The sequence below is a fragment of the Actinophytocola algeriensis genome, from assembly GCF_014203735.1.
Taxonomy (GTDB): Bacteria; Actinomycetota; Actinomycetes; order Mycobacteriales; family Pseudonocardiaceae; genus Actinophytocola; species Actinophytocola algeriensis.
Genome location: NZ_JACHJQ010000003.1, coordinates 171,326 through 189,974 on the forward strand (window position 1 = coordinate 171,326; position 18,649 = coordinate 189,974).

Sequence of the window (18,649 nt, forward strand, 5' to 3'; positions counted from 1 at the left end):
GCGGAGCATGCGGAGCGAGCATCGCAGCCGAGCGGAGCATGCGGAGCGAGCATCGCAGCCGAGCGGAGCATGCGGAGCGAGCATCGCAGCCGAGCAGAGCATGCGGAGCGAGCATCGTTACTGTCGGATATGTGCGGGTACTGGTGGTCGAGGACGATGAGAACCTGCGGATCGCGATCGCCGGGTCGCTGCGTGCGGCAGGGTTCGCCGTGGACGCGGTCGGCGACCTGCCCGCCGCCGACGAGGCGCTGTCGGTGAACTCCTACGACTGCGCCGTCCTCGACCGCATGCTGCCCTCCGGTGACGCCCTCCACTACGTCCGCGTGCGGCGCCCCGCCGTGCCCGTGCTGTTCCTGACCGCGCGGGACACCGTCGCCGACCGCATCGCCGGTCTCGAGCACGGCGACGACTACCTGGTGAAGCCGTTCGCGGTCGAGGAGCTGGAGGCGCGTGTGCGGCGGCTGTGCAGACGCGTGGCGAGCGGGCTGCCACCGGTGCTGCGCTGCGGCGACCTGGAGGTCGACAGTGGACGGCACGAGGTGCGGCGCGCGGGTGTGCTGCTCACGTTGACGGGCAAGGAGTTCGACGTGCTGCGCCTGCTCGTCGCGCGCCAGCGCACGCCGGTGCACCGCGCCGACCTCATCAAAGAGGTGTGGGACCCGTTCGTCGACCCCGCGTCCAATGTGCTCGACGTGGTGATCACCCAGCTGCGCCGCAAGCTGCGGCACCCGCCCATGATCCACACCGTGCGGGGTTTCGGTTATCGCATCGAGCCCGCCTAGACACGGTTAGCCTGGAACCACACCGCACTCCCCGGGGGAACGACATGCGCCGCGTCCTGTTCGCCGTCCTCGGGCTCGCAGGCCTGCTGATCGCGGGCTGCAGCTCGGCAGTGGCGGGTGTCGCGCTGCCCGCGGCCTCCCCGGACGACGACCGCGAGCTCGTGCAGGCGTACTTCGACGACCTGAACGCGGCGGCCGAGGAGGGCCCCGCCACGCAGCGGGACTTCCTGCGCCGCAGCCAGCACCCGGACTACGCGGACGAACTGTGCGATCTGGGCGACCTGACGCTCAACGTCGACCCCGCCATGTCGACGCTGCGAGTGGACCCGGACTGGGTGCCGCCGGACGCGGGCCGCGACGCGGCACACCCGCGTGGACTGGTGTACGTCCTCGGCGTGTCGGTCAGCATCCGGCAGGACGGCGCGTTGCTCGGCGAGCAGATCGGGTCCCAGCGGGTGGTCGTGCTCGAGGACAAGGCGTACGGCTTCGCGCCGTGTCCCACAGGTCAGTGACGCTCCGCGACCACATCGGCGGCAGATGCGCGTTCCGCCAACCGTCCGGAGCAGCCGTCACTGGTTCGGAGCAGTCGGAGTTCCACCAGTAGGGGGAAATCCGAACACGCAACCGCCAACATCTCAAGACCGCTACGCCTCCCGTCGAAACAGACCAGGTAGGGAGGTGAGCGCGTATGGCAGCAGTGGACACCCAGCCAGAGCCGGTCCGGCGGGACCCCAGATGGCGGGAACGCAGGATCAACGAGCCGACGGTACCCATCCAGCACCCGTCCCGGCGCGGCGAGCACGTTCGTGCCGAGCCCCGGAACGAGACCTGGCACGAGGCCCGGGAGTCCCTGCTCGAGGCGCACATCGAGTCGGAAGAGATGAGCCTGGTCGAACTGCACCAGTCCATCGCCTCCCTGCTGGCGTCGCGCGGCGAGTGGCGGCAGGCGTACGAGCACCTGCGGCACGCGCTGGACCTCGCGACGGCGGAGCGGCCGCCCCAGGTGCCGGAGCAGTTCCGGCAGGAGGTCGCCCGGCTGCGCAGGGAACACGCGGAAGCCCGTGAGCAGAGCATCCGCGACGCGCTCACCGCGAGCTACAACCGCCGCTACCTCGACCAGCGGCTCCTGGAGGTGGACGACCCGCGCGGCGAGTTCGCGGTGGCGCTCGTCGACCTCGACCTCTTCAAGCGCGTGAACGACACGTTCGGTCACCTCGTCGGCGACCGGGTGCTGCAGCAGGTGGTCGAGCTGCTCCAGGTGGGCCTGCCGGAGGGCGGGTTCTGCGCCAGGTACGGCGGCGAGGAGTTCGTGCTCATGCTGCCGGGCCTCGACGGCGCGGCCGCGTGGGCGGTCTCCGAGGCGGCACGGGCGCGGGTCGAGCAGTTCGCGTGGTCCTCGATCGTCCGGGGCCTGCGTGTGACGGTTTCCATAGGCGTCGCGCACGAGTCCGGGACCAGCGGCGTCACCAGTCCCGAGCAGCAGCTCCGGCTCGCGGACGGGCTCCTGTACACGGCCAAGCAGTCGGGCCGCAACAGCGTGGCCTACCGTGTCGGAGGCCAGGTCCGCCTCTCCGGCGCGGCCGGGCAACGAAGTCGGCGCGGCTAGTTCCGGTCACCCTTGACCGCGCTCTTGCGTCGGTTCGATAACATTTAGGGCCGCGACGGCGATACCCCGATCGGGCTATCCGATGGAGGCCAGTTGCCCACAGATAGTGAGCGATTTTCGGTTGGCAGTCGTCAGAAGTGCCATCCGTCCGTACTATCTGGGCGGCACTAGAACACTGTGGGTTCGCAACCAAGGTGCGACACACAACGTCTTGATAAAGAAAGAGCCACGAAACAGTGGCCCGTACACGAGGTGAGAGGAGTCCGGGTGCCCGACGACGAACGCCTCGGCGGCACCCGCGATCCGCACGAGTACGGCAGGCGGCACCGTCGCGAGGACGGCGCCGCTCCCGGTGAGGACAAACCGAGGCGCCGCAGGCGTTCGATGGAGGCCGGTGGCGGGTTGTCCGTGGCCGACCTGGTGCAGAAACACACCGCGTCGAGGTCGGACCTGACACCGGTCGACCCGCAACAGCTGCAGCAGAACGCGCTGGTGAGCGGCCGCCGCGCCCGTCAGGACAGACAGGGCGCCGAGGGCCCCGCGGGCCACGGCCACCCCGGCGAGACACCCCGGCGCCAGGCGCCGCCCCCACCCTCGATCGCGGACGCCCTGAGCGGCGAGTCCTCCGACTTCCCCCGCGACGACAGGCCCCGCCCCGGCCGCCGCGCCGACCGCAACGGTTTCCCGCAGGACACCGCGGCGCCCGGTCGCCGGCCCCACCCGGGCGAGGCCGCCCGCAAGGGTCGCCGAGCAGCGGAAACCCCGGGCCCCAACAGCCACCACGCGGCCCCGCCGGCCACTCCCGACGCGTTCGCCCCCGGCACGTTCGCCCCCGACACGTTCGCCCCCGATGGTGGCCACCACGCCTTCCCACCGGACGTTCCCGGCGAGGGCTCCGGGCCCCGGCGCCACGCCGTGCCCGCCGCTCCCCACCCCGGCGAGGCCACCCGCAACGGCCGCCGAGGCGGCGAACCAGCGGGCTTCCCCGCGGACCTGCCCGCCGAGCCCCGCCGCCGTGGCGAAGGTTCCGGCCCCCGTCCCCGTCCCCGCCGCGGCGACGCCGCAGGCTTCCCTCCGGACGCACCCGGCCGGGCAGGCGCTGGCCCCGACGCGTTCTTCCCGGACACCCCCGGCTTCCCGGCGGACCTGCCCGGCGCACGCCGCGGCGGCGCTGCCGACGCTTACCTCCCGGAAGGCCCCGGGAACGGCCGCCCAGGCGGCGGCCCCGACGCCTTCTTCCCGGAAACCCCCGGCGACGGCTCCCACGCCCGGCGCGGTGAGGCCCCCGGCTTCCCGGCAGAAGCTCCCGGTGACGGCCGCAACGGCCGCCGAGCAGGCGGCCCCGACGCTTTCCTCCCGGACGGTCCCGGCAACGGCCGCCCCGGCGGCCCCGACGCCTTCTTCCCCGACGCACCCGGCGACGGCTCCCACGCCCGGCGCGGCGAGGCCCCCGGCTTCCCGGCGGACATCCCCGGGGAGGGCTCCGGCCCGCGGGCCCGGCGCGGCGACGGCTTCCCGGCGGACCTGCCCGCGGATCCCCGCGGCGCACGCCGCGGCGGCCCCGACGCGTTCTTCCCGGACGCGCCTGCCGACGTCCCCCACCCCGGCAGCCGCCGGACGGGTGAGGCCTCCGGGCACCACGCCGTCCCGGGTGAGCCCGGCTTCCCCGGCGAAGCCCCCCAGGCTCCCGCGCCACGCCCCCGTCCTCGGCGCCGAGGCGAAGCGTCGGCCCACCGCGCCGTCCCCGACCCGATCGGCTTCCCGTCCGAAGCACCCGGGGAGCCCGTGTTCCCCCGCGACGACGCCCCCCTGAACGGCCGCCGTCCCGGTGAGGCACCGATCCCGGGCGGCCGCAGGCCGGGCGAGGGGTCCGCGCACCACCCGATCCCGGGTGGCCGTCGCACCGGTGAGGCCTCGGCCCACCACCCGGTCCCCGGCGACCCCAACGGCTTCCCCGGCGAACCTCCCTTCCCCCGCGACGACACGCCCCTCAACGGGCGCCGCCCCGGTGAGACGTCCGCGCACTACCCGGTCCCCGGCCGCCAGGGTCCGCCGACGCCGCCGCCCGGCCAGTGGCCCGGTGAGCCGATCTCCGAGCCGAGGCTGACCCCGGCCGCGATCGACGCGCCGGACGCGCGGCCGAGGAGCACCGGTGTGCCGCCGGTCCCGCCGCCGCTGCCGCCGCGTGGTGACGACGACCTCGTGTCGATGACCACCGAGATGGAGGCCATCGGCGAGGAGGTGCAGAAGCGGCGCACCATCGACCACACGCTCGCGCGCTTCTCCGCCGTCCACGACGAGATCAAGGCCGAGGAGCGGGAGAAGAAGGCCAAGCGCCGCAAGCTCCGGCCATGGCAGAACGACGACAGCGAGATGGACCGCCTCGACGAGCTGGACGCCCAGCAGTCGATGGCGATGCGGATCCCCGTCATCCCCGATGAGGACGAGGCCAGGCCGGAGGACGAGGAGCCCAAGGGCCGCCTGCGCAAGAAGAAGCGCAAGAAGTGGGGCAAGGGGTCGGCGGGCAAGGCGTTCGTCGTCTTCTTCGCGGCACTCGTGTTCGTGGGGACCGCGGCCGGGTGGAGCTTCAAGGCCTACATCGACGCGGCGGCGACCACCGTCGACGCGCTCGACCCCGACTCCAAGGCCATCCAGGACGCCGAGGCACAGCTCGGTGACGAGAACTTCCTGCTCGTCGGCTCCGACACCCGCGCGGGTGCGGCCGCCGAGGAGGGCGTCGGCGACGAGAACACCATTCAGGGCGCGCGGTCCGACACCGTGATGATCGCGCACATCCCGAAGAACCGGGAACGGGTCGTGGTCGTCTCCTTTCCGCGCGACCTCGAGGTGACCCGCCCCGAGTGCGAGGGCTGGGACGCCAAGTCCGGTGAGCTGAACGGCGAGACCCACCCGGCCGAGGAACAGGTCAAGATCAACACGGCCTACCAGGTCGGCGGGCCCAAGTGCGTGACGAAGATGGTGCAGGAGCTGTCCGGTCTCGCCATCAACCACTTCGTCGGCATCGACTTCCACGGCTTCAAGGAAATGGTCGACGCCGTGGAGGGCGTCGAGGTGTGCGTCGAGCAGCCGATGAAGGACGAGACGCTCGGCACGATCGTGCCCGAGGCGGGCAAGAACGTGAAGCTCTCGGGCGACCAGGCGCTGAACTTCGTGCGCGCCCGCAAGGTCGAGGGCGACGTGACCTCCGACTACGGCCGCATCATCCGCCAGCAGCGGTTCCTGTCCTCCCTGCTGCGCAAGGCGATGTCGAGCGAGGTGCTGCTCGACCCCGGCAAGCTGACCGCCTTCGTCGACGCGTTCTCGAAGGCCACCTTCGGTGACAACGTGGGCGTGGACCAGCTGTTCACGCTCGGCCAGTCGATGCAGGGCGTCGAGGCCGGCCGGGTCACGTTCATCACCGTGCCGACCGTCGGCGAGTCCAACGAGCGCGGCAACGAGGACCTGCGCGTCGAGGACACCAACGCGCTGTTCGAGGCGATCCGCCAGGACACCCCGCTGCCGGGCGAGACCCCGAAGAAACCCGCCGACGACGCGTCGAAGGGCACTCCTCGGCAGTCGACCCTCCAGCAGGACCAGCCACAGGGCCCGGTCGACCCGAAGACCATCAAGATCCAGGTGCTGAACGGCGGCAACGAGACCGGCGGCATCGCGGGCGACACCGCGGACGCGCTCGCCGAGTACGGCTTCCAGATCATGCGCGTGGACGCGGCGCCGGAGAACATCGACAAGACCGCGGTCATCAAGTACGGCAAGGAACGCATCGCCGAGGCGCAGACCCTCCAGGCGGCCGTGCCCGGCTCGGTGCTGCAGGAGGACCCGTCGATGGCGGGCGCGATCATGCTGGTGGTCGGACCGGGCTTCGACGGCGAGGTCGTGTCACCGAACGGGGGCGGCAAGACCGCCGAGGTGCCGGACAACCTCTCCACCGTCAACGCCGGTGACGTTTCGTGCGCGTAGGGCGCGCCTGACAGACCATCACCCGATTGGTGGCCGGGGGTTCACCCGGGATTCATCCAGCAATGCCGTTGGCGTGCGCACTCGCCCGTAGGCTGTCGCCATGCGTGAGGCCTACCATGTCGAACTCGGTCAGCTCGCGGAAGAGCTGGCAAACATGTGCTCCATGTCCGCGACCGCGATGGAGCTCGCCACCCGGGCGCTGCTGGACACCGACCTCGGCCTCGCCGAACAGGTGATCGGCGACGACGCCAAGATCGACGACGCCCGGTCGTCCTGCGAGGAACACGCCTACGCGCTCCTCGCGCTGCAGGCGCCGGTGGCCACCGACCTCCGCACGGTCCTCGCCGCCATCCACGCGGCCGAGAGCCTGGAGCGCATGGGTGACCTGGCGCTGCACGTGGCGAAGGCCGCCCGCCGCCGCCACCCGAACCCCGTGCTGCCGGAGCAGATCCGCCCCTACTTCTCCGAGATGGGCCGCGTGGCCGTCGAACTGGCCCGCGACGCGGAGCAGGTCATCCTGAACAAGGACATCGACCAGGCCCGCTCGCTCGAAGAGGCCGACGACGAGATGGACGACCTCCACCGGCAGCTGTTCTCGGTGATCATGGAGAAGGACTGGTCACACGGCGTCGCGGCCGCGGTGGACGTGACCCTGCTCGGCCGCTTCTACGAGCGCTACGCCGACCACGCCGTGTCGGTGGCGAAGCGCGTCGTGTTCGTGGTGACCGGCCGGATGCCCGGCTACGCGGAGGACGAGGACGTCTGAGCCCGACGCCCCGGCCCCCGAGCCCGTGCGATGAAGGACCCCTTCGTCACGCCCAGCGTGCTGGAGGGGTCCTTCGTCACGTGTCCGGGCGGCGCTAGCGGCGAGCCAGCGGAGCCACCGACTCGATCATCTCGCCCAGTGTGAGTGCCAGCCGGGACCCGTCAGCCGGGCTGAACGTGCTGCGTACCTGCCCGTCCTCACCCGCCGGACGGGACAGCGTCAGGTACCGGCCCGCGTCGGTGTCGATCCAGGTGAGGTTGCCGGCGCGCAGTTCCTTGCCGGTGCGCCGGTCGCGGCCGGAGACGGAGAAGAACCCGGTCCCCGTGCGCGGCCTGGCGAGGTAGCTCGCGGCGATCCGCAGCTGCTGGTCGCCTGAGCCACCGCCGTACACCGGTGCGAGGAAGTCGTCCTGCTCCAGCGGTACCGGGCCGGGGCGGGTGACCGTCACCGACTGGCCGGGGCCGGCCGCCGTCTTCGGCAGCAGCCCGACGAGTGAGATCGCGAGCGCGGTCGGCCGGATCAGCTCGAGCCGGAACCGCTCGCCCTCCTTGACCGCGAGCACGCCCCGCTCGCCGTCGGTCGCGGCCCGCGCGTACAGCTTGCGGGTCTGCTCGACCGTGCCCATCGCGGCCACGGTGATCACCGGCCGCGACAGGACCGTGAACGCGCGGACCAGCTCCGGGTCGATGTCGGCGCCGCGGATCAGGCCGCGCCTGCCCAGGTCGAGGAACACCTCGCGGGCGATGCGCTGCCGGTCGACCTGGAACTCACCGAAGCTCGGGATCTCGAACGGGAACTGCCGGACGTTGACGTCCAGTGTCTGCGCCAGCACGTCCACCTCGCGCAGCGTGAGGATGTACCCGGCCATCACTCACCGATCACGGGGGGCGCGGTCATCTGGTCGGTGCCGAACACGGCGTCCGGGTCGCCCTCGACGAGGAACGACGGCCGCTTGTGCTCCTCGTCCTCCTCGCCATCGCCGCGCCGGCCGCCGAGCGGGCCCATGCCGCCACCGGCACCACCGCGGCCCGCACCCGCGGCCCCGCCGCGTACCGCGCCGCCGTCGCCGAGCGCACCGCCGGGACCCATGCCGCCGACGCCGGGACCGCGGCCCGCCGCGCCCTGACCGCCGCCCGCGCCGGAGCCACTGCCGTACCCGCCGGAACCGGGGCCGCCGCCGTACCCGCCGCCGGGCCCGAACCCACGTCCACCCGGACCGCTGCCGCGACCGTGGTCACCGCCGCCGTTCGGGCCGGGCAGACCGGTGACCGGGAACGGCGGGATCCCCGGGTTCTGGCCGCCACCGCCACCCGGGCCGGGGAGCGGGTTGTTCGGGAACTGTCCGGGGCCGGGCAGGTTGGGCAGGTCACCGCTCGGGGTGGTGCCGCTGCCGCCCGGTCCGTTGGGGCTGCCGGGGAGGTTCGGGCCGCCGGGGAGGTTCGGGCCGCCCGGGATGTCCGGGATCCCGGGGTTCGACCCGCCTGGGCCACCGGGACCGCCGGAGCCGCCCGGTCCGCCGGGCACGTTCGGGCCGCCAGGACCGCCGGGCCCACCCGGTGGCACGGTCGGGTTGCCGCCCGGCGGCGGGTTCGTGCCGTTCGACGGCGGGGACGTGAAGGTGCCGGGCGTGGTGGTGGCAGGGGTGTTCGTGCCGGTGTTGCCGACGTTCGTGCTCTCGAGGGTCGTCGTGCCCGTCGAGCTGCTGGACAACGTCGGCGGCGGGCCGAACGCGGGCATCGTGCTCGCGCCGGACAGGCCGCTGTCGTACGTGTTGACGACGCCGGCCGCGCGCTCGTGCGCGGCCTGTTGCGCGTCGTACTGCGCCTGGTAGTCGTTGAGCTTGCGGATCAGCTCGAACGGGTTCGACTCGGTCTGCAGGTCCCGGTTGGCGGCGTCGACGTCGAAGTTCACCGGCTCCGGCATCTCCCGCTTCGCCGTGGCGAGCGCGGAGGCCTGCAGGTTCGTCTGCGTGCCTGCGAGCTGCGCGCTCTGGCCCGCGGCGCCCACCCAGTTGCCGACCTGCGCCATGAACGTGCGCGCCGAGTCACCCGCGGAGCCCTGCCAGTCGGTCTCGCTGTTGTTGATGGCCGACGCGACCCCGGACTGGAAGCGGATCATCGCGTTGCCCGCCGAGATCCACAGGTCGCCCGCCTCGCCGACGCTGTCCGGGTCCACGTCCTCGGTGACCATGGTCTTCAGCTGGCCGTGCGGCGTCGCCATGTAGTTGGCGCACATCATGATCGGACCCTCACGGGTCTGCACGCCTGCCGCGAGCTCCGCGGCGCGCGCGTTCATCTCGTTGTTGTACGTGTCCGACACGCGGTCGCCGTGGTTGAACATGTCGATCAGCCGGTCGAGCAGCGTGCCCTCGCCGACCTCGCGGTCCACCTGGGCCTCGGCGTTCCGCTCGGTCTGCGCACCGGTTTGCGACGTGTCGCGGCGGTCGATGTAGGTGGAGCTGCTCGGGTCCCGGGTCGAGTCGTAGTCCGGGCTCGTCGGGTCGTAGTCCGGGCTGTACGGGTCGGACACGTCGTCCCGGGACTGGTGGTTTCTGGCCATGGCGTGTCCTCAGGGCAGTTTCGGTTCGACGAGGGTGGCGAGCTGCTGCGCGAGACCGCACCCCTGCTGCTGGTCACCGCCGACGGCGGTGCTGTCGACGCGCGCGTCCTCGCCGACACCGAGGCTGACACCGCAGACCCCGGCGGCGTCGACGAAGGAGACCGCGTCGTGCGCGCCCACCTTCGGCAACTGCTGGACGGTGGTGTTCTCGGCGAGGTCGGCGAGGCCGTTCGAGTCGAACACCTCGACGGAGACCGTGAAGCTCTGGTCTAGGGAGGGGCCGTCGTGCCGCCAGCGGCAGACCCGCGCCCCGCCGATCTCCTTCTCCTCGCCACCGGTGAGGCCGAGGGAGTCGAGCCCGGACTGGTCGACGAGGCCGCACGGGTCGACGTCGGCGAGCACGGACGGCTCGTCCCCGCCGGTCGGCGGGTCGTCGGACTCCGTCGGCGCGCCGGGGTCGGTGGTGATGGCCGGTGGCCGGTTGGTGCCGGTGGTCCCGCCCGTCGGTGTGCCCTCGGTCTGCTCCGCGCAGCCGGACAGGAGGACGAGGAACGCGGCGACCACCGCCAGGAGCGCTCTAGACACGGAAGGTGCTCTCCACGGACGACTCGATGTGCCGGTAGTTGTTCATCGCGCCGACCACGCCCGCCTCGGCGTCGACGAGGGACGCGCGGAACTCGCGCAGCATGGTGAGGAAGCCCTGCTGGTCGGTGGCGACCTCCCGCACGTAGGGCTTCATGGCCTCGGCGCCGTGGCTGGAGCCCAGCTGCGGGGACCGGGAGAGCGTGCCGAGGTCGGCGATGTTGTCGTCGACCCACTTGGCCATCTCGCGGATGGCCACGAGCAACGCCTTGCCACCGGTCTCGCTGACGGCGAACGACCCGTCCGCGGCGGCCTGCTGCAGCCCCTTCATGGACGCGGCCATCTTCCCGAAGCCCCCACCGCCACCTGCGTCAAGCATTCGCCCCTACCCTTCGCGGCCAACCCCTGTGCGAGCCACATTCTGACGCAAACCGGCACTGGAAGGTTCCCCAAAGTAAACGCCGGGACCGGGGTGTGCGACGCGGACGGCCCGCGAGTCCGGGCCGGACTCGCGGGCCATCCAGGTGGACCCTCGTGGCTCAGCCGAAGCGGCCGGAGATGTAGTCCTCCGTGGCCTTCTGGTTGGGGTTGGAGAAGATCTTCTCCGTCGCGTCCATCTCGATCAGCTTGCCGGGCTGGCCGACGCCCGCCAGGTTGAAGAACGCGGTCTGGTCGCTGACGCGCGCGGCCTGCTGCATGTTGTGCGTGACGATGACGATCGTGTAGTCCTGCTTCAGCTTGCCGATCAGGTCCTCGATCGCGAGCGTGGAGATCGGGTCGAGCGCCGAGCACGGCTCGTCCATCAGCAGCACGTCCGGCTGCACGGCGATCGCACGGGCGATGCACAGGCGCTGCTGCTGTCCACCCGAGAGCGACGACCCCGGCTTGTTGAGGCGGTCCTTCACTTCGCTCCACAGGTTCGCCCCGCGCAGGGACGTCTCCACGACCTCGTCCGCCTGCGCCTTCGACATGCGCTGGTTGTTCAGCTTCATCCCGGCGATCACGTTCGCGTGGATCGACATGGTCGGGAACGGGTTGGGTCGCTGGAACACCATGCCGATGGAACGGCGCACCCGCACCGGGTCGACGTCCCGTCCGTACAGGTCCTCGCCATCGAGCGCGATCTTGCCCTCGATGTAGGCGCCGGGAATCACCTCGTGCATGCGGTTGAGGGACCGCAGGACGGTTGACTTGCCGCATCCGGACGGCCCGATGAACGCCGTCACGGCCCGTGGTTCGACCGCCATGGACACACCCTCCACCGCGAGGAAGTCGCCGTAGTAGATGTTGAGGTCGGAGATGTCCAGTCGCTTAGCCATCGATAGTCCTTGTCGTGTGCCTCAACGGCCGGTCTTGGGCGAGAAGATACGGGCGATGATCCGGGCGATCAGGTTGAGCACCATGACGATCAGGATCAACGTCAGCGCCGCGGCCCATGCCCGGTCGTAGTTGATGGTGATGATGCTGTCCGGCCCCGGAGGCGCGAGCCCCTGGGTGTACTGCCCGTACACGAACACCGGCAGGGTCATCATCCGGCCCTCGAACAGGTCGAAGTTGGCCGAGTCGACCACGCCGGCCACGATCAGCAGCGGCGCGGTCTCGCCGATCACGCGGGCGATGGCCAGCATGACACCGGTCACCAGCCCCGCCGCCGCCGTCCGGAGCACCACCTTGACGATCGTGAGCCACTTGGGCACGCCCAACGCGTAGGCCGCCTCACGCAGCTCGTTCGGCACCAGCTTGAGCATCTCCTCCGAGGCCCGCACCACGACCGGGATCATCAGCACGGCCAGTGCCACCGAGCCTGCCGCGCCCATCCGCACGCCAGGGCCGAAGAACAGCACGAACAGGGCGTAGGCGAACAGACCGGCCACGATGGACGGGATGCCGGTCATCACGTCCACGAAGAACGTGATGCCGCGGCCGAGCTTGCTCTTCGGCCCGTACTCCACCAGGTAGATCGCGGTGAGCATGCCGATCGGCACCGAGATGACCGTGGCGAACGCCGTGATCTCCAGCGTGCCCATGATCGCGTGGTAGGCGCCGCCGGCGTCCATGCCGCCGAACACGCCGCGCATCGTGGTGGTGAGGAAGTAGCCGTTGAACCGCTCGAGGCCGTTCTCGAGAACGGTCCACAGCAGGCTGACCAGCGGCACGACGGCGAGGCCGAACGCGCTGTACATCAGCGTGGTGGCGAGCCGGTCCCGCGCCGCCCGGGCACCCTCGACGAACGTGGTGACCACGAGGATCACCACGGCGTACAGGATGATGCCGAGGAACACCGTGAGCGGCACGCTGAACGAGCCGAGCGCGGCGAACAGTCCGCCCACCGCCGCGAAGGACAGCACCAGCAGTACGACCGGGGCATACCTGGGCAGCTTGCCGCGGGTAAGCCCCGGCGAGCTGAGTTCGACGGACGGCGGGGTCTGGACGGTGGCCATCAGTTCGCCCCCGAGAACTCGGCGCGCCGGGAGACGATCCACCGCGCGATCATGTTGACGAGAAGGGTGATCGCGAACAGCACCAGACCCGTGAAGATCAGGACGTTGACGCCGAGCCCGCTCGACTCGGGGAACTTCAGCGCGATGTTGGCCGCGATGTTCTGCTGCTGGCCCGCCTGGAGGATGAAGAACGAGTAGACGAACCCTGGCGAGAGCACCATGGCGACCGCCATCGTCTCACCGAGCGCGCGGCCCAGGCCGAGCATCGCCGCGCTGATGATGCCGGAGCGGCCGAACGGCAGCACCGCCATCCGGATCATCTCCCAGCGGGTCGCGCCGAGCGCGAGCGCCGCCTCCCGGTGCAGCGTCGGCGTCTGCAGGAACACCTCGCGCGACACGGCCGTGATGATCGGCAGGATCATTACGGCCAGCACGATGCCCGCGGTCAGGATGGTGCGGGGTGGGCTGGCCGCGGGCCCCTGGAAGATCGGGATGAAGCCGAGGTACTCGCTCAGCCACTCGAAGACCGGGAACATCTGGGGCATCAGCCACAGCGCGCCCCACAGGCCGTACACGACGCTGGGGATGGCGGCGAGCAGGTCGATGACGTAGCCGAAGATCTGCGCGAGCTTGCGCGGGGCGTAGTGCGAGATGAACAGCGCGACCGCGATGGCGACCGGTGTCGCGATGATGAGCGCGATGAGCGCCGCGAGGACCGTGCCGAACACCAGCGGGCCGACATAGTCGAGGAGGGAGTCACCCTCCTTGATCCAATGGACCGATTCGGAGAGTTCGTCGGTCGGCGTGCTGATCGCCGGCCATGCGTTCACCAACAGGAAGATCGCGACGGCCGCGAGGATCGCGAGGATCAGCACGCCCGCGCCCTTGGCGGCGCCGCTGAAGATCACATCGCCTGGTCGTCGCGGTGGTCCTGGTTGTTTGCCCCGCGGTGGCGTCGAGGACTTCGCCTTCGGTTCGCCCGTGGTGGTCACTGTGTGTTCTCCGGTTGCGGGAAGGGAGTGGACTGCGCCGTACGGATGGCCACGCCAGGTGGCCACCCGTACGGACTGTCAGACCGCGACAACTGGTCCGTCCACGTGCTGCGTCAGACCTTCATGGCCTCGAGCGCGGCCTCGACGTCCGCACGCAGCGCGTCGGAGATCGGCGCCGAGCCGGCCGCACCGGCCGAGGCCTCCTGGCCTTCCTTGCTCGCGATGTAGCCGACCAGCGCCTTCACCAGCTCGCCCTTGCCGGCCATGTTGGCCTTGGCGTTGGTGTAGTCGCTGCACACGATGGTGTAGGAAACCAGCACGATCGGGTAGGTGCCTTCGGCGGTGGTGTCCCGCTGGAGCTCGATGGCGAGGTCGTGCTCCGGCCCGCCCTCGACCTTCGGCGACGCGTCGACGACCTTGGCCGCGGCCTCCGCCGAGTACTCCACGAACTGGTCGCCGACCTTGACCTTGGCGACGCCCAGGTTGCCAGCCTTGCTCGCGTCCGCGTAGCCAATGGTGCCCTGGCCACCCTCGACGGTCTGCACCACACCGGAGGTGCCCTGCGCGGACTGGCTGCCGCCCACCGGCCAGTCACCGCTCGGCTCGTGCGGCCAGGCCTCGCCTGCCGTGGCGGCGAGGTACTCGGTGAAGTTCTCCGTGGTGCCCGACTCGTCGGACCGGTTCACCGGCGTGATCGCCTGGTCCGGGAGCGACGCGCCCGGGTTGTCCGCTGCGATCTTCGGGTCGTTCCACTTCTTGATCTGCTGGTTGAAGATCCCAGCGATCGTCGCGGGCGAGAGCTGGAGGTTGTCCACGCCCTCGAGGTTGTAGACGACCGCGATCGGGCTGATGTACAGCGGCAGGTGGATCGCGTCGCTGCCGCAGGCCTCCTTGGCGGCGGCCCGCTCCTCGTCGTCCATCACCGCGTCGGAGCCCGCGAAAGCCACCGCACCCTCGCCGAACTGCGTGCGGCCGGCACCCGAGCCCGCCGGGTCGTAGCTGACGGTGACATCCGGGTTCGCCGACCCGAAGCCCGACCGCCAGGCGTTCATGGCGGATTCCTGCGAGCTCGCACCGGCACCGGCGAGCTCACCGGACAGGCTGCTCTCCGAGCCACCGTCGTTGTTGCTCCCCGAAGAGGTTTCGGGGTCGGAGCCGCAGGCCGTGAGCGCCACTGCGCTTGCAGTGACGAGGGCCGCGATGCGGCCGTAGCGGATGCGCTTCACTGGGTCCTCTCGAGGTATCTCGATGTCTGTTGATGCGCCCACATCCTCCCGACTGCGGGCACGGCGCGGACGCTATGGAAGCGGAATGGACAGGTCCGGGTGTTGAGGTGAACACCAGGTGAACAACGCCAGATTGTGACCTTTGTTGCTTGCGCTAACGGTAATTGAGTTACTACCGCTGGTAGGCGACATTCGTGTACGCCACGGAAAAGCCCAATCGGCGATACACGGCCAAGGCCGGCGCGTTGTCGGATTCAACGTACAAGATGATCTCCGACACGCCCAGCCCTCGCAGGTGGTGCAGTCCCGTCAGCGTGAGCGCACGACCGAGCCCACCGCCCTGCGCGTCCGGGTGAATGCCCACGACGTACACCTCACCGGTGCCATCCGGGTGGACCTTCGTCCAGTGAAACCCGACCACTTTGTCCTGTTCGTCGACGGCGAGGAAGAATCCGCCCGGATCGAACCAGGGCTCCTTTTCGGTCGCCTCGACATCCGCGACGGTGAGCATGCCCTGTTCGGGATGCCAGTCGAACGCGCGCTTGTTGACGTCGACCACGGCTTGTTCGTCCCGCCCGGGCATAAACGTGCGCACCGTGACACCCGGGTTCGTTTGCACGGGCAGTTCCACGGAGTTGTCGAGCCGCATCTGTAATAGCTCACGCACGCGTGCCAGATCGCGTCTCTCCGCGATCCGCGCGGCGCCGGGGTGGTCGCGGTGGGACCACAGGCGTAGCGGGCTGGCGATGGTGAGTACCTCGTCGACGAGCGCGGTCCCAATCCCCCGGCGCCGGTGCGCGGGGTGGACGAACAACTCGATGATCTGGTTACCGAACGCGTCGCCCCGCTGGTCGACGTGCGCGTAGCCGACGGTGGTGCCGCCGTCCCACGCGACGAGGTGACGACCGGTGCGGAACTCGGGTGGCAGCGCTCCGTCGGCGGACGCCTCGGGCACCCCGTCGGCTTCCCGCACCGCGGCGAGCAACGGGGGGATGGTGTCGTCCGCGTCGTCCAGCCAGATCAGTTCCACGCTTCGACCGTACCGGGATCGGGGTCCGCCGTGTCCGGGAGAGCGCGGCACGTGCGATCCGCACACAGCGACGACGGTCCCGTCCCTGTCGGACGAGACCGCCGTTCCGGTGTCTCAGGTGACGTCGGCGGTCTTTTCTGTGGTCTCTTCCGCGCCGAGCGAGGCCTTCGGCGGCTGGACGAACTTGTAACCCACGTTGCGCACGGTCCCGATCATCTGCTCGTGCTCGGTACCGAGCTTCGCGCGCAGCCGCCGGACGTGCACGTCCACCGTCCGGGTGCCGCCGAAGAAGTCGTAGCCCCAGACCTCCTGCAGCAGCTGCGCGCGGGTGAACACCCGGCCCGCGTGCTGCGCGAGGTACTTGAGCAGCTCGAACTCCTTGTACGTGAGATCGAGGGGACGGCCGCGCAGGCGAGCCATGTAGGTGGCCTCGTCGATGACCAGCTCGCCCAGTCGCAGGGCACCGTCCGCGCCCGGCGCACCCGCGGGGCCGCGCGAGGTCAGCAGCCGCAGGCGGGCGTCCACCTCGGCCGGGCCCGCGGTGGGGAGCAGGATGTCGTCGACACGCCATTCCGAGTTCACGGCCACGAGGCCGCCCTCGTTGACGATGGCGATGACCGGGGCGCTGTCGCCGCCGGAAGTGAGCAGCCTGCAGAGGCTCTTCGCGGCGGCGAGGTCGGTCCGCGCGTCGACCAGGACGACATCCCGGGAACCGGCCTCGAGGAGGGCGGTGACCTCGGGCGCCTGGGTGCGCACGTGGTGGGGCAGCAACATCAGTGACGGCACAACCGAGCCCGGCGTTGGGTCCGCGGTGAGCAGCAGCAGGTCGAGGCTCATGGGGGCCCGCCCTCTCTGGATACGCTCCGTGGCTTTCCGGGAGAATAGCCGGTGTGGCGAGCGAATGTCCTGGTCGTGACACATGCGTCACACGTCTGCACCAACGTTCCAGCGACGGTGTGAGGCTGACGGGACTGATGTTGCGACCGAAACATGGACGTAACGTGACCGCCGTCGTGGTGGGCCACGGATTCACCAATCACGTCCGCAAACCGTTCGTCTTTCGCATCCTCGGGCGCCTCGCGCGGCAGCACACGGTGATCGCCCTCGACTTCCGAGGGCACGGTCGTTCCGGCGGCCGCTGCACCGCGGGGCCCGCCGAGGTCCTCGACCTCGACGCGGCCGTCCACACGGCACGGCAGCACGCCGACCACGTCGCCACGCTCGGCTTCTCCATGGGCGGCACGGTCGCGATCATGCACGCCGCCACCGGCAACCACCGGCCGGACGCCGTCGCGGCGGTCAGCGCCGCGAGTCGTTGGTGGACAAGGGACACCGAGGCCATGCGCCGCCTGTTCTGGCTGGCTGAGCAGCCGCACGGACGCGCGGCCATGCGCGCGCTGCGGGTCCGGATGGCACCGCCGCTGACGGCCATCCCGCCGTCGCCGGTCGAGGTGGTCGACCGGATCGCCCCCACCCCGGTGCTGATCGTGCACGGGACCGAGGATCATTACGTACCGGTTGACCACGCGCTGGCGCTGCACCGCGCCGGTGGCACGGAGTTGTGGGCGCTCGACGGCATGCGCCACGCGGAGACCGCGATGACACCGGAGCTGGTGGACCAGGTCGGCGACTGGCTTCACACGAACACGGGAGCGGGAGCGAGGGAGCGGGCGCCGTCTGGACCGAGGAGCGCGCGCAGGCGCGAGGAACGAGCGCCGAGCACGCGACGAGGGAAGACAGCGTGCTGGCGGACGAGCGAAGCGACCTGACAAACACAGAGAGCGATTGGCAGTATGACCTCGATGACGCAGACACCGTCCCGGCCCGCGCCGCGCAAGCGCAGGAAGACGGTCCGCAGACTCGTCATCACCTTCGTCGTGCTGCTCGGGCTGCTGGTGGTCGCGGACTTCGGCGCCGCGGCCATGTTCGAGTACCAGGTGTCCAAGCGGGCCCGCGACCAGTTCAACCTCGCCGACGACCCGTCGGTCAAGGTCGGCGGCTTCTCGTTCCTGGCGCAGGCGATCTCCGGCGAGTACGGCCACGTCATGATCGACGCGAAGGGCGTGCCGGTCGAGGACACGCTGCGCGACCTCGAGGTGCACATCGAGCTGCGGGACGTGCAGGCACCGCTCGGTGAGCTGGTGTCCGGCTCGCTCAAGGAAGTGAAGGTCCGCGAGGTCGAGGGCCAGGTCAAGGTCAAGGCCTCGGACGTGAACCGCGCGGTCGCGGCGAACAAGAACGCCGCGATCCGGTCCATCACGAACCTCACGATCGACCCGGTCAGCGAGCAGGACGTCGCCACCGACCCCGACGACCGCACCGACGCCCAGCAGGAGGCCGCCGAGCGCGCGGCCGAGGCGGAGATCGAGGACACCACCGCGGGCACCCGGATCTGCGCGACCGTCGACATCGGCGGCGACGAGACCGAGCTGTGCGCGTTCGGGATCATCTCCCTGGTCGACGCGAAGATGACGTTCACTCCCGGCCGTCTCGAGCTGCGGAACTCGGTGCTCGGCGCCGGCGAGCTGCCGCCGGTCCTCGACGCGGCCGCCAAGCAGGCGCTGACCTTCACCCTCGACCCCGGTGAGCTGCCGTTCACCGTCACACCGACCGCGGTCACTGTGGACTCCGGCGTACTGTCGGTGAAGGGCACCGCGAGCGACGTGGTGCTCGGCGGCCAGTAGGGA

General features: G+C 70.6%; 17 protein-coding genes. 7 read left to right on the forward strand and 10 right to left on the reverse strand.

Going from position 1 to position 18,649, the window contains the following annotated elements; genetic code table 11:
• The first annotated feature begins 131 nt into the window (after positions 1–131).
• From FHR82_RS13050 to phoU, 5 genes are all read left to right on the forward strand, one after another.
• Positions 132–782 (forward strand): response regulator transcription factor, encoded by a 651-nt coding sequence (locus FHR82_RS13050; protein ID WP_184810653.1) that lies wholly within the window; start codon positions 132–134, stop codon positions 780–782.
• A 44-nt stretch (positions 783–826) separates the two neighbouring features.
• Positions 827–1,294: a hypothetical protein gene (locus tag FHR82_RS13055; RefSeq protein WP_184810654.1), complete on the forward strand. Its 468-nt coding sequence runs from the start codon at positions 827–829 to the stop codon at positions 1,292–1,294.
• 368 nt (positions 1,295–1,662) lie between these two features.
• Positions 1,663–2,388, forward strand: a complete 726-nt coding sequence (locus FHR82_RS13060; protein ID WP_225944919.1) for a GGDEF domain-containing protein — start codon at positions 1,663–1,665, stop codon at positions 2,386–2,388.
• Positions 2,389–2,655: 267 nt separating this feature from the next.
• Positions 2,656–6,366 (forward strand): LCP family protein, encoded by a 3,711-nt coding sequence (locus FHR82_RS47395; protein ID WP_184810656.1) that lies wholly within the window; start codon positions 2,656–2,658, stop codon positions 6,364–6,366.
• 100 nt (positions 6,367–6,466) lie between these two features.
• Positions 6,467–7,132 (forward strand): phosphate signaling complex protein PhoU, encoded by a 666-nt coding sequence (gene phoU / locus FHR82_RS13070; protein WP_184810657.1) that lies wholly within the window; start codon positions 6,467–6,469, stop codon positions 7,130–7,132.
• A 94-nt stretch (positions 7,133–7,226) separates the two neighbouring features.
• Here phoU and FHR82_RS13075 read toward each other — a convergent pair whose 3' ends face one another.
• The 10 genes from FHR82_RS13075 to FHR82_RS13120 all read right to left on the reverse strand — a co-directional run bounded on the left by FHR82_RS13075 (position 7,227) and on the right by FHR82_RS13120 (position 16,799).
• Positions 7,227–8,000, reverse strand: coding sequence for an ESX secretion-associated protein EspG (locus tag FHR82_RS13075; protein WP_184810658.1), 774 nt, complete (start codon positions 7,998–8,000; stop codon positions 7,227–7,229).
• Positions 8,000–9,691, reverse strand: coding sequence for a PPE domain-containing protein (locus tag FHR82_RS13080; protein WP_184810659.1), 1,692 nt, complete (start codon positions 9,689–9,691; stop codon positions 8,000–8,002). Before FHR82_RS13080 ends, FHR82_RS13075 begins: the two co-directional genes overlap by 1 nt.
• Positions 9,692–9,700: 9 nt before the next feature.
• A complete protein-coding gene (locus FHR82_RS13085) occupies positions 9,701–10,276 on the reverse strand; it encodes a DUF3558 domain-containing protein (RefSeq protein WP_184810660.1) in 576 nt (191 codons plus the stop codon).
• Positions 10,269–10,652 carry a hypothetical protein gene (locus FHR82_RS13090; protein ID WP_225944013.1) on the reverse strand — a complete coding sequence of 128 codons (384 nt, stop codon included), beginning with the start codon at positions 10,650–10,652 and terminating at the stop codon, positions 10,269–10,271. The genes FHR82_RS13085 and FHR82_RS13090 overlap by 8 nt, the downstream gene beginning before the upstream one ends.
• A 160-nt stretch (positions 10,653–10,812) precedes the next feature.
• Complete coding sequence (gene pstB / locus FHR82_RS13095; RefSeq protein WP_184810661.1) at positions 10,813–11,592, reverse strand: phosphate ABC transporter ATP-binding protein PstB; 780 nt, start codon at positions 11,590–11,592, stop codon at positions 10,813–10,815.
• Positions 11,593–11,613: 21 nt separating this feature from the next.
• Positions 11,614–12,714 (reverse strand): phosphate ABC transporter permease PstA, encoded by a 1,101-nt coding sequence (gene pstA / locus FHR82_RS13100; protein WP_184810662.1) that lies wholly within the window; start codon positions 12,712–12,714, stop codon positions 11,614–11,616.
• Positions 12,714–13,622 (reverse strand): phosphate ABC transporter permease subunit PstC, encoded by a 909-nt coding sequence (gene pstC / locus FHR82_RS13105; RefSeq protein WP_311771049.1) that lies wholly within the window; start codon positions 13,620–13,622, stop codon positions 12,714–12,716. Before pstC ends, pstA begins: the two co-directional genes overlap by 1 nt.
• Before the next feature lie 197 nt (positions 13,623–13,819).
• Positions 13,820–14,932 (reverse strand): phosphate ABC transporter substrate-binding protein PstS, encoded by a 1,113-nt coding sequence (pstS, locus tag FHR82_RS13110; RefSeq protein ID WP_184810664.1) that lies wholly within the window; start codon positions 14,930–14,932, stop codon positions 13,820–13,822.
• Positions 14,933–15,104: 172 nt separating this feature from the next.
• Entirely contained in the window at positions 15,105–15,962 is an 858-nt protein-coding gene (gene mshD / locus FHR82_RS13115) for a mycothiol synthase (protein WP_184810665.1), read from the reverse strand.
• Positions 15,963–16,076: 114 nt separating this feature from the next.
• Positions 16,077–16,799, reverse strand: coding sequence for a winged helix-turn-helix transcriptional regulator (locus FHR82_RS13120; protein ID WP_184810666.1), 723 nt, complete (start codon positions 16,797–16,799; stop codon positions 16,077–16,079).
• A gap of 119 nt (positions 16,800–16,918) precedes the next feature.
• Between FHR82_RS13120 and FHR82_RS13125 the strand changes: the two genes are divergently transcribed.
• Both FHR82_RS13125 and FHR82_RS13130 read left to right on the forward strand, forming a co-directional pair.
• Positions 16,919–17,731, forward strand: a complete 813-nt coding sequence (locus FHR82_RS13125; RefSeq protein ID WP_311771050.1) for an alpha/beta hydrolase family protein — start codon at positions 16,919–16,921, stop codon at positions 17,729–17,731.
• Between the two features lie 33 nt (positions 17,732–17,764).
• Positions 17,765–18,646, forward strand: coding sequence for an LmeA family phospholipid-binding protein (locus FHR82_RS13130; RefSeq protein ID WP_184810668.1), 882 nt, complete (start codon positions 17,765–17,767; stop codon positions 18,644–18,646).
• Positions 18,647–18,649 lie beyond the last annotated feature (3 nt).